The organism is Isoptericola chiayiensis (assembly GCF_013149805.1).
Lineage (GTDB): Bacteria > Actinomycetota > Actinomycetes > Actinomycetales > Cellulomonadaceae > Isoptericola > Isoptericola chiayiensis.
In genome coordinates, this window is the sequence record NZ_JABEZT010000008.1 from 41,275 (window position 1) to 61,052 (window position 19,778).

At 73.9% G+C, this 19,778-nt stretch carries 20 protein-coding genes and 3 tRNA genes; 12 read left to right on the forward strand and 11 right to left on the reverse strand.

The genetic code is table 11. The features are described 5' to 3' along the window. The first annotated feature begins 29 nt into the window (after nt 1-29). Nucleotides 30-785: a TSUP family transporter gene (locus HDG68_RS13675; protein ID WP_172153023.1), complete on the forward strand. Its 756-nt coding sequence runs from the start codon at nt 30-32 to the stop codon at nt 783-785. A gap of 1 nt (nt 786) precedes the next feature. On the opposite strand, the gene HDG68_RS13680 is transcribed toward HDG68_RS13675, so the two are convergent. From HDG68_RS13680 to HDG68_RS13695, 4 genes are all read right to left on the reverse strand, one after another. After that, nucleotides 787-3,555, reverse strand: a complete 2,769-nt coding sequence (locus HDG68_RS13680; protein ID WP_172153025.1) for a DEAD/DEAH box helicase — start codon at nt 3,553-3,555, stop codon at nt 787-789. Nucleotides 3,556-3,703: 148 nt separating this feature from the next. Beyond that, nucleotides 3,704-4,444 (reverse strand): lytic polysaccharide monooxygenase, encoded by a 741-nt coding sequence (locus HDG68_RS17420; RefSeq protein WP_172153027.1) that lies wholly within the window; start codon nt 4,442-4,444, stop codon nt 3,704-3,706. Between the two features lie 136 nt (nt 4,445-4,580). After that, nucleotides 4,581-5,324, reverse strand: coding sequence for a phosphotransferase (locus tag HDG68_RS13690; RefSeq protein ID WP_172153029.1), 744 nt, complete (start codon nt 5,322-5,324; stop codon nt 4,581-4,583). Nucleotides 5,325-5,344: 20 nt separating this feature from the next. Next, the gene (locus HDG68_RS13695; RefSeq protein ID WP_172153031.1) at nt 5,345-6,304 is read right to left on the reverse strand and encodes an EamA family transporter; all 960 of its coding nucleotides are present in this window, start codon (nt 6,302-6,304) and stop codon (nt 5,345-5,347) included. A gap of 38 nt (nt 6,305-6,342) precedes the next feature. Here HDG68_RS13695 and HDG68_RS13700 point away from each other — a divergent pair, with 38 nt between their 5' ends. After that, the gene (locus HDG68_RS13700; RefSeq protein WP_172153033.1) at nt 6,343-6,882 is read left to right on the forward strand and encodes a CGNR zinc finger domain-containing protein; all 540 of its coding nucleotides are present in this window, start codon (nt 6,343-6,345) and stop codon (nt 6,880-6,882) included. Nucleotides 6,883-6,904: 22 nt separating this feature from the next. Here the strand turns inward: HDG68_RS13700 and HDG68_RS13705 are convergent, their stop codons facing one another. Next, on the reverse strand, nt 6,905-7,807 hold the full coding sequence (locus tag HDG68_RS13705) for a 3-methyladenine DNA glycosylase (protein WP_172153231.1): 903 nt from the start codon (nt 7,805-7,807) through the stop codon (nt 6,905-6,907). Nucleotides 7,808-7,876: 69 nt separating this feature from the next. On the opposite strand from HDG68_RS13705, the gene HDG68_RS13710 reads away from it, so the two are divergent. Further along, the gene (locus tag HDG68_RS13710) at nt 7,877-8,716 is read left to right on the forward strand and encodes a PhzF family phenazine biosynthesis protein (protein WP_172153034.1); all 840 of its coding nucleotides are present in this window, start codon (nt 7,877-7,879) and stop codon (nt 8,714-8,716) included. A gap of 18 nt (nt 8,717-8,734) precedes the next feature. On the opposite strand, the gene HDG68_RS13715 is transcribed toward HDG68_RS13710, so the two are convergent. Then, a complete protein-coding gene (locus HDG68_RS13715; RefSeq protein WP_172153035.1) occupies nt 8,735-9,868 on the reverse strand; it encodes a heparan-alpha-glucosaminide N-acetyltransferase domain-containing protein in 1,134 nt (377 codons plus the stop codon). A gap of 224 nt (nt 9,869-10,092) precedes the next feature. On the opposite strand from HDG68_RS13715, the gene HDG68_RS13720 reads away from it, so the two are divergent. Further along, a complete protein-coding gene (locus HDG68_RS13720; protein WP_343037596.1) occupies nt 10,093-10,911 on the forward strand; it encodes a methyltransferase domain-containing protein in 819 nt (272 codons plus the stop codon). A gap of 11 nt (nt 10,912-10,922) precedes the next feature. On the opposite strand, the gene HDG68_RS13725 is transcribed toward HDG68_RS13720, so the two are convergent. Next, nucleotides 10,923-11,420, reverse strand: a complete 498-nt coding sequence (locus HDG68_RS13725) for a DUF4190 domain-containing protein (protein WP_172153037.1) — start codon at nt 11,418-11,420, stop codon at nt 10,923-10,925. A 112-nt stretch (nt 11,421-11,532) separates the two neighbouring features. Between HDG68_RS13725 and HDG68_RS13730 the strand changes: the two genes are divergently transcribed. Genes HDG68_RS13730 through HDG68_RS13745 form a run of 4 tightly spaced genes read left to right on the forward strand, consistent with a single transcriptional unit; the run spans nt 11,533 to nt 15,213 of the window. Next, nucleotides 11,533-12,318 carry a fumarylacetoacetate hydrolase family protein gene (locus HDG68_RS13730; RefSeq protein WP_172153038.1) on the forward strand — a complete coding sequence of 262 codons (786 nt, stop codon included), beginning with the start codon at nt 11,533-11,535 and terminating at the stop codon, nt 12,316-12,318. A 14-nt stretch (nt 12,319-12,332) separates the two neighbouring features. Next, complete coding sequence (locus tag HDG68_RS13735) at nt 12,333-12,974, forward strand: methyltransferase domain-containing protein (protein WP_172153039.1); 642 nt, start codon at nt 12,333-12,335, stop codon at nt 12,972-12,974. Nucleotides 12,975-13,021: 47 nt separating this feature from the next. Beyond that, a complete protein-coding gene (gene gltX, locus HDG68_RS13740) occupies nt 13,022-14,473 on the forward strand; it encodes a glutamate--tRNA ligase (protein WP_343037586.1) in 1,452 nt (483 codons plus the stop codon). Beyond that, nucleotides 14,470-15,213, forward strand: coding sequence for an HAD-IA family hydrolase (locus tag HDG68_RS13745; protein WP_172153040.1), 744 nt, complete (start codon nt 14,470-14,472; stop codon nt 15,211-15,213). Before gltX ends, HDG68_RS13745 begins: the two co-directional genes overlap by 4 nt. A gap of 38 nt (nt 15,214-15,251) precedes the next feature. On the opposite strand, the gene HDG68_RS13750 is transcribed toward HDG68_RS13745, so the two are convergent. Further along, nucleotides 15,252-16,367: a YeiH family protein gene (locus HDG68_RS13750; protein WP_172153041.1), complete on the reverse strand. Its 1,116-nt coding sequence runs from the start codon at nt 16,365-16,367 to the stop codon at nt 15,252-15,254. Nucleotides 16,368-16,437: 70 nt separating this feature from the next. Between HDG68_RS13750 and HDG68_RS13755 the strand changes: the two genes are divergently transcribed. Next, complete coding sequence (locus HDG68_RS13755) at nt 16,438-17,337, forward strand: LysR family transcriptional regulator (RefSeq protein WP_172153043.1); 900 nt, start codon at nt 16,438-16,440, stop codon at nt 17,335-17,337. Here HDG68_RS13755 and HDG68_RS13760 read toward each other — a convergent pair. Continuing rightward, nucleotides 17,306-18,070 (reverse strand): class I SAM-dependent methyltransferase, encoded by a 765-nt coding sequence (locus HDG68_RS13760; RefSeq protein ID WP_172153045.1) that lies wholly within the window; start codon nt 18,068-18,070, stop codon nt 17,306-17,308. The genes HDG68_RS13755 and HDG68_RS13760 overlap by 32 nt on opposite strands. A gap of 145 nt (nt 18,071-18,215) precedes the next feature. Here HDG68_RS13760 and HDG68_RS13765 point away from each other — a divergent pair. The 3 genes from HDG68_RS13765 (at nt 18,216) to HDG68_RS13775 (ending at nt 18,583) form a co-directional block, all read left to right on the forward strand. After that, nucleotides 18,216-18,287, forward strand: a tRNA-Gln gene (locus tag HDG68_RS13765). Nucleotides 18,288-18,384: 97 nt separating this feature from the next. Then, nucleotides 18,385-18,457 (forward strand) — tRNA-Glu (locus tag HDG68_RS13770). A 53-nt stretch (nt 18,458-18,510) separates the two neighbouring features. Next, nucleotides 18,511-18,583 (forward strand) — tRNA-Glu (locus HDG68_RS13775). Between the two features lie 86 nt (nt 18,584-18,669). On the opposite strand, the gene HDG68_RS13780 is transcribed toward HDG68_RS13775, so the two are convergent. Both HDG68_RS13780 and HDG68_RS13785 read right to left on the reverse strand, forming a co-directional pair. Continuing rightward, a complete protein-coding gene (locus HDG68_RS13780; RefSeq protein WP_172153047.1) occupies nt 18,670-19,548 on the reverse strand; it encodes a PH domain-containing protein in 879 nt (292 codons plus the stop codon). 1 nt (nt 19,549) lies between these two features. Continuing rightward, nucleotides 19,550-19,717 (reverse strand): hypothetical protein, encoded by a 168-nt coding sequence (locus tag HDG68_RS13785; RefSeq protein WP_172153049.1) that lies wholly within the window; start codon nt 19,715-19,717, stop codon nt 19,550-19,552. Nucleotides 19,718-19,778: the final 61 nt, after the last annotated feature.

Here is a 19,778-nt window from a genome sequence, read left to right on the forward strand (position 1 = left end):
CGGCCCGGCCACCGCGTACCGTGGGGCCCGTGCTCGCACTCCTCGTCCTCGCCATCCTCGTCGGGGGAGTGCTCCAACGGGTGTCGGGGATGGGCTTCGGTCTCGTGGCGGGGCCGTTCATCGTGCTCATCGTGGGGCCGCTCGAGGGCGTGCTGTTCGTCAACCTGGCGGGCGCGACGGCGTCGGCGATCATCCTCGGTCGGGTCGTCCGGGACGTCGAGTGGCGCAAGTTCGCCTGGCTGACCCTCTCCTCGCTGGTGGTGACGGTGCCGGCGGCGCTGCTGCTGCGGGACGTCAGCGCCCCGGCGCTCGAGATCACGATCGGGCTGTTCGTCGTCGCCGCGATGACGCTGGCCGTGCTCACGACCCGCCTGCGCCGCGAGGGCGCGCACCCGGTCGACCCGGAGGTGCGCTGGCCGCTCGCGGTCACGGGTGCGGGCAGCGGGATCGGGTCGGTCGCCGCGGGCATCGGCGGGCCGCCGGTGGCGGTCTACGCGGTGCTCAGCGGCTGGGACCCGAAGCGGTTCGCCGCCACCGCGCAGCCGTTCTTCGCCGCGAACGCCCTCGCCGCGCTGGTCGCCAAGCTGGTGCTCGCGGACGCCTCGTTCCCGTCGATGGCGCCCTGGCAGTGGGTGCTGCTCATGGTGGCGATTCTCGGCAGCCTCGCGATCGGCGAGGTGCTGGCCCCGCGGGTCTCGCCGATAGCGATGCGACGCGTGCTCATCGTGCTCGCCTACGTGGGCGGCGCTGCGACGCTGATCCGCGGCGTCGTCGGCCTGCTCTGAGCTAGAGCCGCCCGACCTGCAGCACCTGGACCACCGGCATCCCCGCCTCGTCGGAGGCCGGCAGGTCGACGAGGGCGGTGATCGCCCAGTCGCGGTCGCCGTTCGTGTCGTCGAGCACCTGTCGCACCCACCAGGTGTCGGCCGGCACGGTCGCCAGGGCGGCCCCGTCCGACGCCGTGGCGCCGGCGGGCGGCTCGGCGCCGGGTTCGAGGATGGTCAGCAGCGCGGTGGCGCGGGCGTTCGCCCCGAAGCCGATGGCGTCGTCGCCCTGCGTCTCGAACAGGTCCTCCAGGGCGTCGGCCCAGGCGTCCCCGTCCCAGCCGGACGCCTTGTCGAGGGCCTCGAGGGCGTCGTAGTCCTCGCGGGCGGCGAGCTCGACGCGGCGGAACATGGCGTTGCGCACGAGGCGCCGGAACGCACGCGGGTTGCCGGTGACGGGCCGTGCCGGCGCTTCGGCGCCGGCGTCGGCGAGCTCGCCCTGCACGACGTCGTCGGCGTCGTCGTCGACGGGGTTCTGGAGGCGCTCCCACTCGTCGAGCAACGAGGAGTCGACGCCGCGCACGAGCTCGCCGAGCCACTCGACGATCTCGGTGACCTCCTCGGTGCGGTGCTCCTCGGGCACGACCTGGCGCACCGCGCGGTAGGCGTCGGCGAGGTAGCGCAGCACGACGCCCTCGGTGCGCTCCAGCCCGTAGGTGCTGACGAGCTCGGCGAAGGTCATCGCCTGCTCGAGCATGTCGCGCACCACGGACTTGGGCGCGAGCTCGGCGCCCGCGACCCACGGGTTGGACTGCTTGTACTGGGCGAACGCGGGCTCGAGCAGGTCGGCCAGCGGGCGGGGCCAGGTGACCTCCTCGAGCAGCTCCATGCGCTCGTCGTACTCGATGCCCTCGGCCTTCATCGCGGCGACTGCCTCGCCGCGGGCCTTCTTCTGCTGGCCGTACAGGATCTGGCGCGGGTCGTCGAGGGTGGCCTCGATGACGGAGACGACGTCGAGGGCGTGCGTGGGCGACTCGACGTCGAGCAGGTCCATGGCCGCCAGGGCGAAGGGGGACAGGGGAGCGTTGAGCGCGAAGTCGCGCGGCAGGTCGACCTCGAGCCGGACGCTGGGCCGGTAGCCGGCGGGTCGGGAGTCGTCGGGGACGCGGACCTTCTCGACGACGCCGGCCACGCGCAGGGAGCGGTAGATGCGCAGCGCCTGGCGCACGTGGGCCGCCTGCTGGGCCGCGGTGTCGTGGTTGGCGGTGAGCAGGTGGCGCATCGCCTCGACCGGGTCGACGGCGGTGCCGGAGCTGCCGCCGTCGTGCCGCGGACCGCCGTCGTGCCGCCCGTCGTCGCGCGTGCGCGCGAGCACGTTGAGCACCATGGCGTGGTTGACGCCGAACTGGCTGGTCAACGGCTCGGGCGGGGCGTCGCGCAGGCGCTCGAACGTGGACTCGGTCCAGTTGACCGCACCGGAGGGTGCCTTCTTGCGGACGATCTTCTTCTTTTTCTTCGGGTCGTCGCCGGCCTTGGCGAGCATCTTGCGGTTCTCGATGACGTGCTCGGGCGCCATGACGAGTACCTCGCCGAGCGTGTCGTACCCGGCGCGGCCGGCCCGTCCCGCGATCTGGTGGAACTCGCGGGCGGTGAGGTGACGCATGCGTTCTCCGTCGAACTTCACCAGGGACGTCATGAGCACGGTGCGGATGGGGACGTTGATGCCCACGCCGAGGGTGTCGGTGCCGCAGACGACCTTGAGCAGCCCCTTCTGGGTGAGGCGCTCGACGAGCCGACGGTACTTGGGCAGCATCCCGGCGTGGTGCACGCCGACGCCGGCGCGCAGGTACTTGGACAGGATCTTGCCGAACCCGGTGCCGAACCGGAACGCGCCGATCTCGTCGACGATCGCCTGCTTCTCGTCCTTGGAGGCGAGCTTGGTGCTGAGCAGCGCCTGCGCGCGGTCGACGGCGTCCTTCTGGGTGAAGTGCACCACGTACACCGGGGCGCGGTGGGTGGTGACGAGCTCCTCGATGACCTCGGGCAGGGGGTCCTGGACGTAGGAGAACTGCAGCGGCACCGGGCGCTCGGCGCCGGTGACCTCGGCGACGTCCCGGCCGGTGCGCTCGGTGAGGTCCTCGCGCAGGCGGGTCGTGTCGCCGAGGGTGCCGGACATGAGCAGGAACTGGGTGTGCGGCAGCTCCAGCAGGGGCACCTGCCAGGCCCAGCCGCGCTGCGGGTCGCCGTAGTAGTGGAACTCGTCCATGACGACCTGGCCGACAAAGTCGTCCTCGCCCGGGGTGCCGGCACCGTTGCGCAGCGCGAGGTTCGCGAGGATCTCGGCGGTGCAGCAGATGATGGGGGCGTCGGCGTTGACGGCGCTGTCGCCGGTCATCATGCCGACGTTTCGGGATCCGAACGCGGCGACCAGGTCGAAGAACTTCTCACTGACCAACGCCTTGAGCGGAGCCGTGTAGTACGTGCGGCCGCCCATCCCGGACCGGCGTGCAGCGAGGGCCGCGAACTGGGCGCCCATCGCCACCATCGACTTGCCCGACCCGGTCGGGGTGGCCAGGACGACGTGCGAGCCCGTCATGAGCTCGAGCAGCGCCTCCTCCTGGTGCGGGTACAGGGGGCGGCCGGACGACGCCGCCCACTCGCCGAACCCCTCGAACAGCGCGTCCGGGTCCGGTGCCGACCCCGTCGGGGCGGGCAGGTGCGGCAGCAGGGTGCCGGCGGCCCGGGGGAGCGCGGTGGTCGTGGACGGGGCGGCGGAGTCGGTGGCAGTCATCGTGCCGTCATTGTGTCAGCCCCTCCCGGCGGGCGACCCCGACGGCTTCCCCGGATGCCTGCCCGAGACGGCATCGAGCGTGCCGGGTTCTTCCCCTCCGCCGACGGGAGGGGAAGAACCCGGCACGCTCGATGCGTCGAGGGGTGGGTCAGCAGACCCCGAGGTCGTTCCAGACGCCCCACTGGCCGGAGGCCGCCGGGTCCTCGCCGGTGGTCCACCACTTGGCCCGGTAGGTGTGGCCGTCGTAGGAGACCTCGTCACCGCCCAGGTAGACGGCGTCCGGGTCCCACGCTGCCGCCTCGCAGTCACCGGGCTCGGGGTCCGGCGTCGGCGTCGGGTCCGGGGTGGGCGTCGGGTCGGGGTCGGGGACGCCGTTGCTGTCGACCGTCACGTCGACGCACGCGTAGAAGGCGTTGACGGTGTCGGCGATGTTCCAGCGCGCCAGGATGGTGTGGTCGCCGGCCGGCAGGTTCTCGAGCCGGTGCTCGACGACGGAGTTCGGCTGGGCGCCGCCGTCGTCGAACGTCCGGTGCAGGACGCCGTCGACGAAGTACTCCCAGGTGCTGGTCGCGTGCATGGCGGTGAGCTGCCACTTCATCGTGACCGAGTTGCCGATGGTGGTGCGCGGCCACGGCAGGGAGTCGTCGTCGAGGACCTCGAAGCCCCCGCCGCCGGAGCACTGCATGGAACCCTTGGGGGCCTCCACGCTCTGCGGCTCGTACTGGATGCCGCCGCAGTCGAAGGAGACGGTGCCCTCGGCGCAGTGGTCCTGGCGGCTGGGCGGGTCGGTGACCCAGCCGTGGGCGGACGCGGTCGGGGCGACAACGATCGGCGCGAGCAGTGCGGCCGCTCCGGCCACTGCGGCGACCAGGGTCGAACGCCAACGCATGGTGAACTCCTGTTCGTCAGGAAACTGGACAAATTCGACGCTAGGCGGCCCGTCCCGCTCCCGCATCGGGTGAACTGCGTAACCTTGCCGCGATCGACGGCCGCGGCGGTACGCGGTCACCCGTACGGGGAATCGCTCAGCCGAGGTTCCACAGGCGGCGGTAGAAGGCGATGCGCTCGCGGTCGGGCTCGACTCCGTACGCGGCGAAGAAGGCCGGCTCGAACCCGTCGCCGTAGTTCCAGCCCAGGCTCATGCTCGCCACCGCGAGGTCGGCCCACCGGTCGCCCACCCCGAGCGAGCCCAGGTCGACGTGCCCGGACCAGGTGCCGTCGTCGGCCATCAGCGTGTTGGGTGCGCAGGCGTCCCCGTGGCAGACGACCAGGCGGTCGACGGCGGGCGGCGGGCCGACGGCGGCACGCGCCGCGGGGGACAGGCGCGCGACACGCACCGCCACGTCCCAGGTGTACGGGCAGTCGGCCACGGGCAGCGTCTCGTGCCACGCCCGCAGGCCGGCGCCGATCGCCCGCGCGGCGGCCTCCGGCCGTGCGACCCACCTCGGGTCGACGGCGGAGCGGCCGCGCAGCCCCGCCGTCAGCAGCCAGGTGCCGGCCGGGTCGGTGCCGGTGCCGAGCACGCGGGGGACCGGCGCGTACCGCCCGGCCCACCGCAGGCGGGCCGCCTCGGCGGCCAGGTCGAGCCCGTCGGTGCCTGCCGGCACCCACTTGACGTAACGGTCGCCGTCGGACCCCGAGAGCCGGAACGTCAGGCCGCCGAGCTCGTTGCGCCACACCGGGATGACGTCGTCGTCCCCGGCGAGCCGGCGCACCGCGGCCGGCACGGCGACGGCACCGGTCGGCGGGGCGGCGAGCTCGCGGGGCACGGTCCCATCCTCGCAGGAGGTCAGGCCGCGGCCGCGAGCCGGCGGGCCGTGGCCGCCTCGGCGAGCTGGACCACGACGACGCCGGCCAGCACCAGGGCACCGCCGGCGAGCTGGATGCCGCGGGGCAGCTCGCCGAGCAGCAGCCAGGCGAGCCCGACGGCACTGACGACCTCCAGCAGGCCCGCGAACGCCCCGGCGCGTGCCCCGAGACGGCGTCCCGCCGCCACGCCGGTGGTGTAGGCGACGCCCGCGGTGACGAGGCCGAGCAGAGCGAGGACCGCCCACCACGGCAGTGTCCCGCCCGCGAGCGGGACGGCTGCTGTGGAGGCGGACACCGGCAGCAGCCCGACGGCGGCCAGCATGCCGAGCAGCACGGCGCCGACCGTGAGGCCGCCCGCGGCCAGGGTCATGGGCGGCAGCCCGGTGTCCAGGCGGGCGTTGATGAGGAAGTACGCCGAGGCGCCCACCATCGCGCCGAGCGCCCAGCCGGCGCCCACGAGGTCGACGCTGGTTCCGGTGAGGTCCAGGACCAGCACGAGGCCCACCGCGGCCAGCGCGATGCCGCCGAGCGTGGCCGGGGCAGGCCGCTGGCCGTGCCGCAGCCACAGCCAGACGACCACGGCGGCGGGTGCGGAGTACTCGATCAGCAGGGCGGGGCCGACCTGCATGTGCTGCACGGCGGCGAAGTAGCAGAACTGGGTGGCGGCCACGCCCAGGACGCCGTAGACCACGATCAGCCGCAGGTTGCGTCGCACGAGCCCCCAGCGGCGGCGCAGGGCGACCACCCCGAGGGGCAGGACCACGAGTGCGCCGACGGCCACGCGGACGAGCACCACCGCGCCGGGGCTCCATCCGGTGGCGAACATCCCGGCGGCGAGCGGGCCGGAGAGGCTGAAGGCCACGGCGGAGACGACGGCGAGGACCAGCCCGGCCCGACGCCCGGCGTCCACCGTCCGCGTGTCAGGCGTCACTGTGCTCATGGCGCATGACCGTACGCGGTGGCTGATAACGTGTCAACGTGGCTTTCGCTCATGACACCGCTGAGGCGCTGCGCTCCGCCGTCGAGCTCGTCAACAGCGTCGAGCCGCCCGTGACGCTCGGGACCGTCGCCGACCTGGCCGCCTTCTACCGCCGGCACGGCTACACCGGCCGGCACGACGGGACCGCCGCCGAGCTCGCCGAGGTGCTCGCGCTCGCCCCCCGCCTGCGCACCCTGCTGCTCACCCCGAGGGACGACGTCGCCCCGATCGTCAACGCGATGCTCGCCGAGGCGGCCGCCGTCCCACGACTCGTGCGGCACGAGCACGAGGACTGGCACCTGCACGCCGTGGCCGACGACGCCCCGCTGGCCGACCGCATCGTCGTCGAGACCGCCCTGGCCATGGTCGACGTCGTCCGCACCGACGAGACCTCCCGCCTCGGCACCTGTGCCGACGACGACTGCGGCGGCGTCGTCCTCGACCTGTCGCGCAACCGGTCACGGCGCTACTGCTCCACCGCCTGCACCAACCGCAACGCCCAGGCCGCCCACCGCGCCCGCGTCGCGGGCCCGCGCTAGGCCCCCGCGCAGGGGGCCCACCTCACGCCAGCAGGGCGTCGCACACGGCGAGCAGCCGTCCGCGCAGACGCTGGGCCCGCTCGGCGAAGCCCCGCTGGCGGCGCACGTACTCCGCCTTGCCCCCGGGGGTCTCGATCTGCACGGCCTCGACCCCGTAGGGCGACACGTCGTACGGGGACGCGGCCATGTCCGTGTACCGGATGTCGCGGGCCAGCTCGAAGGCGTCCAGCAGCAGCTCGCCGGGAACCGCGGGCCCCAGCTTCTGGCACCACTTGTACAGATCCATGTTGGCGTGCAGGCAGCCCGGCTGTTCCATCGCGACCTGGCGCTCGCGGGTCGGCGCGAGCTGGTTGGCGGCGCGCGCCTCGGGCGTGAAGAACCGGTACGCGTCGAAGTGCGAGCAGCCGATGCGGTGCGACTCGACCACCGCGTCGGTACCGTCGGCCCCCAGCCGCAGGTGCAGCGGATGGCGGTGGTCGCGTCCGGCGTCCGCGTCGCGGTAGACCATCGCCCACTCGTGCAGTCCGAAGCAGCCGAACGTCCCCGGCCGCCCCGCCGTCGCGCCGACCAGCGACCGCACGTAGCGCACCGTGTCGCCGCGCGCATCCAGGAACGCGGGGACGTCCAGCGTGGCGCCCGTGCCGCCGTCGGGCAGGTCGACGAGCCGGTACCAGCGCCAGGAGGCACGGTCCGTGGCGTCGGGCAGCACGCACCCGACGCCGGGGTGCCAGCGCCGCAGGTGCGCCACCCGGGTGGGGTAGTAGGTGAAAAGGAAGTCCTCGATCGCGTGCGCCTCGCCGCGGTCCCGGGCCGCGCGCCGGACGGCGGTCAGCTCCTCGGCCCGCGTGGCGTGCGCGGCCGCCCGCTCGCGCCAATCGGGCACGACGACGGCCGACGGCGCCGGGGCGTGGTCGGTGGCGGTCAGGACGTCGGGCACCCGTCCAGGGTACGAGCCGCACGGTGTGACAGCGGTCGCCGCCGATAGTCTCGGCGCATGCCGAGCTTTCCCTTCCGCCAGGTCGACGTCTTCGGTGCCGGTCCGTTGGCCGGGAACCCCGTCGCGGTGGTGCACGAGGCCGAGGAGTGGGGCGAGGCGCAGATGGCGGCGTTCGCCCGCTGGACGAACCTGTCCGAGACGACGTTCCTGCTGCCCGCCACCGACCCGGCGGCCGACTACCGCACCCGCATCTGGACCCCGGGCGGCGAGCTGCCGTTCGCCGGGCACCCGACGCTCGGCACTGCCCATGCCTGGCTGGAGGCCGGCGGCACCCCGCAGCGCGACGGCGTCGTGGTCCAGGAGTGCGAGGTCGGTCTCGTGGAGGTCGCCCGGGAGGGGGACCGCCTCGCGTTCGCCGGCCCGCCCCTGCGGCGCTCCGGGCCCGTGGCCGACGCCGACCTGGCGCGCATCGTGCGGGCACTGCGGATCGCGCCCGCCGACGTCGTCGACGCCGCCTGGGTGGACAACGGGCCCGGCTGGGTCGGCGTGCGCCTGGCCGACGCCGACGCCGTGCTCGCCCTCGACCCCGACTTCACCGCCTTCGACGGACTGGACATCGGCGTGGTCGGTCCGTACCCGGCGGGTGCGAGCGACGCCGACGTCGAGGTCCGCGCGTTCGTGCCGGCGATCGACGTGCCCGAGGACCCGGTCACCGGATCGCTCAACGCCGGCATCGGCGAGTGGCTCGCCGGGACGGTGCTTCCCACGCGGTACGTGGCCTCCCAGGGCACCGTGCTCGGTCGTCGCGGGCGCGTCCACGTCCGGCGCGCCGACGACGGCACCGTCTGGGTCGGCGGCACCACGGTGACGACGGTGCGCGGCGACGTCACGGTCTGATCGCGGTCGGGACGGTCGCTACGCGGCCGGGCGGTCCGCCGTCGGCGCCGGAGCCGCGCGCACCGCCACGGCCGTGAACAGCCGTTCCAGCGGTCCGCGCCGCCAGGCGGCGCGCCACGCCGTCGCCGCCACCAGCGTCACGACGGTCATGAGGACCAGCGGTCCGTTCGACTCGGCGTCGAGCAGGTCCCAGTACCAGACGGCCACGACCTGCAGGGAGTACGCCGTCAGCGCCATCGACCCGACCGCGGCCAGCGGCGCCAGGACCACCGCCCCGACCCGGCCCGCGAACAGGCACGCCGCCACCACCGCCACGGCGAACCCGCCCGAGCCCAGGACCTCCGTCCAGCTCTCCTCGTGCGGACCGGGCAGCGCCAGGTAGAACGGCGTCGGCCACGGGGCCGACCATGCACCCGTCCCCGAGGTCGCCGACACCTGGTCGCGCACCGCCGCCTCCCGGGTGGGGTCGCTGTACACGCCCACCGAGAACCCGTAGCCCACCACCGTCGCCGCCAGGCCGCCCACCAGCAGCCGCGTGCGCAGCGCGGACGAGGACAGGTCGCACCGACCGATCGCCATCCCCGCGAACACGTACGCCATCCAGACCACCGCCGGGTAGTGGCCCGTCAGCACGAAGTCCGTCACCGCCCCCGACCCGTCGTCGGGCAGGTGCAGCCCCGCCCGCACCAGCGCGACCGGACCCCACAGCGCGAGCGGCGGGCCGACGACGGCGACCACCACCGCCAGCGCCGCCAGCCGGCGCGGCCCCCAGGTCAGGAACGGCAGCGCGAGCACGAAGTAGGCCGCGTAGAAGCCCAGGATGAGCAGGATCCGCGTCCCCAGCAGGTCCAGCAGCGCGACGACCACCAGCAGCAGGGCCGCCCGGACCAGCAGCCGGCCGCGGGCGTGCACCAGGGCGTCGCCGGTCAGCGGCCGCGCACCGCCCGTCACCAGCGCGAGGGAGACCCCGGCCACGAGGGCGAACAGCACCGACGAGCGGCCGTCGACGACCGTCAGCCACAGCGTCGCCTCGTCGACGTCCACCACCCCGACGTGGGCGGTGAACATCCCCAGCACGGCGAGCCCGCGGGCCACGTCCAGGCCGACCACGCGCCGGGGACCGCCGGTCAGGCGCTCGCGGAGGGTGGGCATGCGTCGATCCTGCCAGGCGTCCGCCCCCTGAGAACCGGATCGTCGCGGCGCGCCGCATTCACTAGGTTGGTGCCATGAGCGACCAGAGCACTGCCTCCGAGCCCGACTTCCCGGAGCCGCCGAGCCTCGGCAGCCCTGCCGAGGGGCCGACCGGGAGCGCGACCGACGAGCCGTCGGGTGCCGCGCTGTCCGACGCGATCGAGGCGCCGAGCAGCCACCAGACGGTGCCGAGCCAGGAGTCGGAGTCGTACACGCACGGCCACCACGAGTCCGTGCTGCGGGCCCACCGTGCCCGGACCGCGCAGAACTCGGCGGGCTTCCTGCTGCCGCACCTCAAGGACGACCTGCACCTGCTCGACGTGGGGTGCGGGCCGGGGACGGTGACCACCGACCTGGCGCGTGTCCTGGCGGGAGGGAAGGTCGTGGGCGTCGACGCCTCGGCCACCGTGCTCGAGGCCGCCCAGTCCCACGCCGACGCCCTCGGTGCGCGGAACGTACGGTTCGAGCAGGCCAACGCCTACGAGCTGCCGTTCGACGACGACACGTTCGACGTGGTCTACGCCCACCAGCTGCTGCAGCACCTGTCCGACCCGGTCGCCGCGCTGCGGGAGATGAAGCGGGTCGCGAGGCCCGGCGGTCTGGTGGCCGTGCGGGACGCCGACTACGCGGCCATGGCCTGGTACCCGGAGTCGCCGGGACTGACGGAGTGGAACACGCTGTACCACGAGGTCACGCGCGCCTACGGGTTCGAGCCCGACGCCGGACGTCGCCTGTTCTCCTGGGTCCAGCAGGCCGGGTTCGACGTCGCCGGCACCGTGCCGAGCGCGTCGTCCTGGTGCTACGCGACACCCACGGACCGCGAGTGGTGGGGCCAGGTGTGGGCCGAGCGCTGCGTCGAGTCGAACTTCGCCCGCCAGGCCCAGGAGTCGAACCTGGCGGACGACGTCGCGCTCGAACAGCTCGCCCACGACTGGCAGTCGTGGGCCCAGGCGCCGGACGGCTGGTTCGCGATCCTGCACGGCGAGGTGCTCGCCCGGGCCTGAGGCCGGGCGGCTCAGCCGCCCAGCAGCTCGTCGATCTCCTCGTCGGAGAAGCCGTCCTCCTCGAGCTGACGCTCGATCTCGTCCTGGATGGCCGGCGCCTGCTCCTCGAGCACCGAGAACAGGAAGACGTTGACGACGATCGACAGCACGATCGCGACCGCGGACAGGGCGGTGCCCACGATCGCCATCACCTTGCCGCCGGCCCGTCCCTTGGACACCTGGACGAGGGCGACGACGCCCAGCACCACGCCGATCAGCCCGAGCCCGATGGACCCGAAGTTCAGGATCGGGATCCAGCAGCCGAGCAGCGCCACGATGCCCAGCACCAGGGCGGTGATCGCGAGGCCCTTGCGCTCGGACGCCGGCCGCTGCGGCGGCTGCTGGGAGTAGCCGGGTGCCGGGGGCTGGTGGGAGTAGCCGGGTGGCGGGGGCTGCTGCCCCGGGTTCGAGGGCGGCTGCGGCTGCGAACTGGAGCTGTAGGGATCCTGCGGGTCGTACGGCGTGCTCATCTGGTCCTCCGTCGGGCGGTGAGTCGGGCGGTTGCAGGCTACCGGGAACGCTCCGCCCCGCCCGTCGTCGGCGTCGGCGGGCCGTGGACCGGAGGGCGGATAGCCTGGGAGCGTGCGTATCGCGAGATTCACCACCGGCGACGACCCCCGCTTCGCCTTCGTCCAGTCCGAGGGGGACACCGACTACCTGGCCGTGCTCAGCGGGGATCCGCTGTACATGCCGGCGATGCCGACGGGGGAGCGGATCGAGCTCGGCGACGGCGTCCGGCTGCTGTCCCCGGTGATCCCGCGCTCGAAGGTCGTGGCCGTCGGGCGCAACTACATGGACCACGTGCGCGAGATGGGCGGCGAGGCCCCCACCGCACCGCTGCTGTTCCTCAAGCCCAATACGTCCGTCGTCGGCCCGGACGACCCGATCGTGCTGCCCGAGTGGACGCAGGAGGTCTCCTACGAGGCCGAGCTCGCCGTCGTCGTGTCCAAGCTGTGCAAGGACGTCGAACCCGAGAACGCGCGCGCCTACGCGCTCGGCTACACGGTGGCCAACGACGTGACCGCCCGCGACGCCCAGCGCACGGACGACCAGTGGGCCCGCGCCAAGGGGTTCGACTCCGCGTGCCCGCTGGGACCGTGGATCGAGACCGACCTGAACCCCGAGGACGTCGGCGTGCTGTCCCGCGTCAACGGCGAGCCCAAGCAGGACGGCCGCACGGCCGAGATGATCTTCGACGTCGACTACCTGATCTCCTATGCCTCGAAGGCCATGACCCTGCTGCCCGGCGACGTGCTGCTCACCGGCACCCCGGCCGGCGTCGGCCGGATCGACGCCGGCGATCGCGTCGAGTGCGAGGTGGAGGGCATCGGCGTGCTCGCCAACCCCGTGGTGCGCCGCGAGGACTGAGCCGGGCCGTCGCGATGCCGGGGTGCTGCGAACCGCAGGGGTACGAGAAGGTCTTCGACGGCCGGGAGGCCCGCCGCGCGGCGGCCCGGTACGCCCGGTCCGGTCTGACGACCCTGCCGCGGCGCACCGTCGAGCTCTACCGGTCCGGCGTCGTCGGCGGTGCGACGCTGCTGGAGGTCGGCAGCGGCGTCGGGGACTTCGCCGTCGAGATGCTGCGAGCCGGGATCGAGCGTGCCACGTGCCTGGACCTGTCCACGGGGTACGACGACGCCGCCGCCCGGCTGCTGGCCGACGCCGGCCTGACCGACCGTGTCCGTCGCCGCACCGGCGACCTGGTGACGCACCCGGACCTGGCCGGCCCGGCCGACGTCGTCGTCCTGCACTCCGTGGTGTGCTGCTACCCGGACGCCCGCGCGCTCGTGGCCGCCGCCGCCGAGCGCACCCGGGAGTACCTCGTGCTGGCCTTCCCGCGCCGCACCTGGTCGATGCGCCTGGCAGCCCACCTGGTGAACGTCTACCCGCGGCTGCGGGGCAGCGACTGGCGGTTCCGCGTGCACCCGCGCTCCGAGGTGGTGCACGCCGCCACCGACGCCGGGCTGCGGGAGGTGCGGGCCGAACGCCTCACGTTCGACCACCACCTGGTGCTCGCCCGCTGAGGGAACCCCCGCAGTCCCCACCGCGTCGGGGGAACTAGGCTGTGCCCGTGATCCCCGCACCTGGTTCTTCCGACGTCCGTGTCCGCTTCGCCCCCTCGCCGACGGGCATGTTCCACGTCGGCGGCGCACGTTCCGCGCTGTTCAACTGGGCCGTCGCCAAGCAGACCGGCGGGACGTTCGTGCTGCGCATCGAGGACACCGACGCCTCGCGCAACAAGCCGGAGTGGGTGGACGGCATCCTGGCCGCGCACGCGGCGCTCGGCATGCACACCGACGACCCGACCTTCGAGGGCCCGTACTTCCAGTCCGAGAACCGCGGCAAGCACCAGGACGCCACCCGGCGCCTCCTGGACGCGGGCAGCGCGTACTACTGCGACTGCACCCGCGACGACGTCGCGGCCCGCACCGGCAACCAGCACTCCGGCTACGACGGCCACTGCCGCGACCGGGGCCTGACCGAGGCGCCCGGTCGCGCCCTGCGGTTCCGCACGCCGGACACCGGCGAGACGCAGGTCGTCGACCTGATCCGCGGCAACCCCGTGTTCCCCAACGACGCGATGGAGGACTTCGTCGTCGCCCGCGGGGACGGGTCGCCCGTGTTCCTGCTCGCCAACGTCGTCGACGACCTCGACGAGGGCATCACCCACGTCATCCGCGGCGAGGAGCACCTGTCCAACACGCCCAAGCAGCAGCTCCTGTGGGCCGCGCTGGGCGCCGAGCCGCCCGTCTGGGCGCACCTGCCGGTCATCGTCAACGAGAAGCGCCAGAAGCTGTCCAAGCGGCGCGACAAGGTGGCGCTCGAGGACTACCTCGCCGAGGGGTACCTGCCGGACGCGATGGTCAACTACCTCATGCTGCTCGGCTGGGCGCCCGGCAACGACGAGGAGATCCTGCCGTTCGCCGAGATGATCGAGCGCTTCCGCATCGAGGACGTCAACTCGGCGTCGGCGTTCTTCGACCTCAAGAAGCTCGCGGCCTTCAACGGCGAGTACATCCGGAAGATGGACGTCGACGCCTTCGTCGCCGCCTGCGGCCCCTGGCTGCGGGCACCGCACGCGCCCTGGGCCGAGGAACGGTTCGACGCCGCGGCGTTCGCCGCCGTCGCACCCCTCGCGCAGTCCCGCGTGGCTCTGCTCGGCGACATCACCGACAACGTCGACTTCCTGTTCCTCGACGAGCCGGTCCACGACGAGAAGTCCTGGAACAAGGCCATGAAGCCCGGCGCGGCCGAGCTGCTCACCGACGTGCGCGCGGCGCTCGCGGACCTGGAGCCGTGGGCGGCGGAACAGCTCAAGGACACCGTCGCGTCCACGGGGGAGCAGCACGGGATGAAGCTGGGCAAGGCGCAGGCACCCGTGCGCGTGGCCGTCACCGGGCGCACCGTCGGGCTGCCGCTGTTCGAGTCCCTCGAGGTGCTCGGTCGTGAGCGCACCCTGGGTCGGATCGACGCCGCGCTGGCGGCGCTCGCCGAGAACCCGCCGCAGGCGCCTGCCCAGTGACCGCTTTCGGGGCGACGCGCGTCGACGGCGTCCTGCTCGACGTCGACGACACCCTCGTCGACACCAGGGGGGCGTTCGCCGACGCCTTGGCGGCCGTCGCGGACGCCCACCTGCCGGACGACGTCGACCACGCCGCGGTGCTGGCGCACTGGCGCTCCGACCCCGGAGGGCACTACGGCCGCTACACCCGGGGCGAGACGGACCACCGCACCCAGCGGCGGCTGCGCGCCGACCTGCTGCACCGCACGTTCGGCGGCGCCCCGGTGGGCGAGGACGCCTTCGACGCCTGGGACGAGCTGTTCTGGGGCACGTTCGAACGGTCCTGGCGCCCGTTCGACGACGCGGCGGGGCTCGTGGCCGGGCTGCGGTCGGCGGGGCTCGCCGTCGGCGTGGTCACCAACGCGGCCGTGGCCCTGCAGGAGCGCAAGCTCGCCGCCGTCGGCCTCGACCTGCCCGTGCTGGTCGGCCTGGACACGCTCGGCTACGGCAAGCCGCACCCGGACGTCTTCCTCGAGGGGGCACGGCGCCTCGGGACGTTGCCGGGACGGACGGCGTACGTCGGCGACGAGCCGCGCGTCGACGCCACTGCCGCGCACGATGCCGGTCTGCTCGGCGTCTGGCTGGACCGGCCGGGTGCTCGGCGCCTCGACGAGGCCGACGCCGACGCGGCGGCGATGCGTGCCGCGGGGATCGTCGTTGTGCCCGGGCTCGACGCCGCCCTCGCCGAGCTGTCGGTGTGAGGACGGCGTCCGCACCCGCCAGGTGCTGACCGCCCGGGTCAGGGCGTGAGCACCAGGACCGCCGCCAGCGCGGTCCCGGCGACGACGACGGCGGAGCACGCGCCGAGCAGCAGCGGCCGACGGCCGGTGCGCACCAGCCGCGGCACGTCGACCCCGAGCCCGAGGGCGAACATCGCTGCGACGAACAGCGCCGTCGTGAGGGCTGCGGCGACGTCCAGCACGGGGGCGGGGACGATCCCGAGGCTGCTGAGCGCCACGGCGGCGAGGAACCCCACCATGAACCCGGGCACGGGTGCGGGGCGACGGACACCGTCGTCGCGGCCGGGCTCCGTAGTCGCCGTGCGCGCCACGCGGCGGCTGCGCACGGCACCGACGGTCGCGACGAGAGGAGCCAGCAGCGCGACCCGCGCGAGCTTGGCGACCGTGGCGGTGGCCAGGGCGGTCGCGCCCGCCAGGCTGCCTGCTGCGGCGACGACCTGGGCGACCTCCTGGACGCTCGCCCCGATCCAGAGTCCGGCCTGAGCGTCCGACAGCCCGAGGAGCCCGGCCAGCCATGGCAGCACGACGACGGCGGCCGTCCCGTACAGCGCGACCAGCGCCAGGGCCGCCGCCACCGCGTCGGACCGGTCGGCCTCCTCCCGGCGCCGGCCGGGGAACCGGTCGAGCACACCGGTCATGGCGGAGACGGCCGCCGCGCCGCAGATCGAGAACCCGGTCGCGACGAGCAGGGCGGCGTCCCGCGGCACGCGCAGCCACCGTCCCAGCGCGAGCGTGCCGGCGAAGGTCACCGCGACCGTCGTCGCGACGACCGCCAGGCCGCGCCACGCGAGGTCCAGGACGTCGCCCACGGAGAGCTGCAGCCCCAGGAGCACGACGCCGGCCCGCAGCACGTGCCGGGCGGTCCAGGAGGTGCCGGGAGCGGTCGCCGCGAGGAACCGTGCAGCAGGCCCGACGGCGGCGCGGCCGGTCGCGCCGGAGTCCGGCGTCCCGCGCCGGGCGGACCACGCCAGGGCGGAGCCGACGACCGCCCCGGCCAGGAGGGCGACGACCAGCGGGGAGAGCGCCGGGGCGGCGGCGGTGAGCGCGGGAGCGGCGGCCAGCAGCACGGCGGTCGCGACGGTGGCCAGTCCCAGGCCCGGCAGGAGGCGGGTCATGGTGACCAGCCTGGATCGCGCCGGGCGCGCCCGGAAGGCCGAACCCGTGATCCATCCATAGACTCGCCCTATGGCCGAACGGATCTCGCTCGCCGCGCTCGAGCTGCTCGTCGCCGTCGACACCCACGGGTCCATCAGTGCCGCCGCCCGGGCGCTGGGGGTCGCCCAGCCCACCGCGTCGTCCGGGCTGCGCCGCCTCGAGCGCCGGCTCCGGCTCGAGCTCGTCGCCCGTGGCGCCCGCGGCACCGACCTGACACCGACCGGGCGGGCCGCGGCCGGATGGGCGCGCGACGTGGTCGCGGCCTCCGACCGGTTCGAGCGGTCCGCGGCCGGCCTGCGTGCCGGGCCCGCCACCGCGCTGCGCGTCGCGGCCAGCCTCACCGTCGCCGAGTACCTCGTGCCCCGGTGGCTGGCCGTGCTGGCCTCCCGCGACGACGCCCCCGAGGTCGAGCTGACCGTGCGCAACTCGGCCGACGTGATGGACCTGGTGCTCGCCGGCGAGGTCGAGACCGGGTTCGTCGAGAGCCCCGGGGTGCGCAACGGCCTGCGCAGACGGACCGTGGCGCGCGACGAGCTCGTCGCCGTCGTCGCGCCGGGGCATCCGTGGGCCCGACGCCGGTCGGTGGGCGCCGAGGACCTGCTCGGCGCCCGCCTCGTCCTGCGCGAGTCCGGGTCCGGCACCCGGGAGATCCTCGAACGGGCCCTGGCGCGGGCCGGGTGGTCGCTGCCCGACCACGCACCGACGCTCGGGTCGACGGCGGCGCTCAAGGCCGCGGTCCGGCACGGCGGGTCCGTGGCCGTCCTGTCGGCGCTGACGGTGGCCGACGACGCCGACGCGGGCCGGCTGGTCGCCGTCGAGGTCGCGGGGCTCGACCTGTCGCGTCGGTTGCGCGAGGTGTGGCGCGACGGGAACGTGCCCTCCGCGGCGGCCCGACGGCTCAGCGCCGTCGCGCGCGGTACGCCGTCGTGACGTAGGGCAGGACGACCTGCTCGGTCCCGGACAGGTCCGGGTGGGTCGTGGTCAGGTCGTCCACCCGCTGCAGGAGCTCCGCCCGTTCGGCGTCCGGCAGGGTCAGCGCGTAGCTGCGCGACGCGACCAGGTTGCGCAGGTCGCGGGTCGCCAGCCGCTGGTGCCAGGGGAACGTCGAGCGGTCGGACGCGTCGAACGCCGGACCCAGCGCCGGGGCGTGGACGCTGTGGCTCCCGTCCGGTGCCAGCGGGTCGCCGCGATGCATGATCTCGCCGAGCCGGGCGACCCACTCGACCCGTTCGTCGCGGTCGTTCCACAGCACGCAGGCCCGGCCCCCGGGACGCAGCACGCGGGCGATCTCGGCGGCGGCCCGCGCGGTGTCGAACCAGTGCCACGCCTGGGCGACGACGACGGCGTCGACGGAGGCGTCGGGCAGGGGGATCTCCTCGGCGGTGCCGAGCCGTGCGTCGACGGACGGCAGGGCGGCCCGCAGCCGGTCGAGCATCGGTGCCGACGCGTCCACCGCGACCACCTCGAGCTCGCGGCGCACCAGGCTGCGAGTGAGCAGTCCCGTGCCCGCAGCCAGGTCGAGGACGCGTGCGCTGTCCCGTGGGAGCAGCCAGTCGACGGCGTCGTCGGGGTACCCCGGACGGACGCGGGCGTACACGTCCGCGCCGGTCGAGAACGAGGCAGCACGGTCGGCGTGCGAGGTGGGGTCCGGTGTCGGCGGCATGGCTGCAGCCTGCCACGGACGTGACGAAGGGCACCCGTGATCGAGTTTGGAATCCCGGTGGTGTCTCCGGTAATGTTCTCGGTCGTTGGGCCTCTTCGGACAACGCCGACAGATGTCGGTTTTGTGACAGAAGGTCCGGACACCATGGGGTATGGTGTAATTGGCAGCACGAGTGGTTCTGGTCCACTTAGTCTAGGTTCGAGTCCTGGTACCCCAGCGCAGCGCTCTATCTCACACGAGGAGCGACCGTCGCCGGTCCTCCCGTTGCGCTAGAGTTCTCACGGCGCATCGACCTCACGGCCGATGAACCATAGGCCCCCATCGTCTAGCGGCCTAGGACGCCGCCCTCTCACGGCGGTAACGCGGGTTCAAATCCCGCTGGGGGTACGCAGTCACCCGTCTCGGGTGAACGCACGGTCCTGGTGACAGGATCACGTCCGGCCCCCATCGTCTAGCGGCCTAGGACGCCGCCCTCTCACGGCGGTAACGCGGGTTCAAATCCCGCTGGGGGTACAGCAGAAGGCCCGGTCCACGCGGACCGGGCCTTCGTCGTTCCAGGGCCTCCGCCGACGGTTCCGACCGCTGTGCGGTCGCAGGTCTCACAGGAACGGGTCGGGGACCGTGGTCCCGGCTCCGTCGCTCGACGGCGGCCGGGGACCCGGTTCCGGTCGGCGCCGGCGCCGACCGCTGCGCGGGTCCTGCGCGGTGTCGAAGGGTTGCGGGATCGTGACGCCCCCGGTGTCGGGATGCGTGTGGCGGCGGCGCTCCCGCCGGTCTCGCTCGCCGTCGTCGCGCGGGGCGGCTCCCGTGGGGCTCCACGCGGTCCCGCGGCCCTGATCAGTGCCTGCTCCGTCCCCGCCCCTGCTGTCGGAACCCCCGCCGTCCGTGCTGACCACGGGGAGCTCCGCCGTCGTCGGACGGGGCTCTCGCGGTCCCTGCGGCACGATCGCCGGCGGGGGAGCCGGGCGCTCCTTCGCGGGGGGCGTACCGGGCCGGAAGATTGTGCCCACCAGCGTCCGGTAGGTCTGGTCCGGGTCCGGCATGTAGTCGACCTGGCGCAACGCCTGGTCCTGGCCGGCGGACTCCATGACGAACCGGCCGTACCCGAGCACCTGACCCACCGGGGTCCGGGTGTAGCCCATGTCCGTCACCTTGGCCAGGGGCATCATCGCGACCTTGTGGATCACGAACCCGTAGGTGAGGATCAGCCGCTTGTCCGTGGCCACGAACCACTCGTAGTTCCACTCCGCCCAGCGCACGACGAGCCGCAGCACCGCCGGGAGCCAGAGCACCCAGACGCCGCCGACGTCCGTGGCCTGGTGGATCCAGGCGCACAGGACGGCGACGGCGACGGTCGTGGCGGCCGGTTCGAGGAGCTTGGCGAGGTGCAGCCGGGTCGCCACCGTGACGTTCTCGCTGTTGAGGACGTACCGGCGCAGATGCTTGTGCGCGCGGACGGCGTCGTCGGGCGAGGCCACGTCAGTCGAGCAGACCGGCCAGGAACTCGCCGAAGGCGCCGACCGCGTTGACGATGACGTCCCAGATCGCCGTCACGACCTCGGACGCTCGGTCCGGGCTGTTGTAGATCGCGAAGATCACGAAGATCACCACGAGCCAGATCAGGATGGTCTTGGCCTTGGCCGGCATCAGGTCCTCACGCCTCTCGGTTCGCGAAGTGCGGTCACGTCGCTGGCCAGGAGCCTACTGA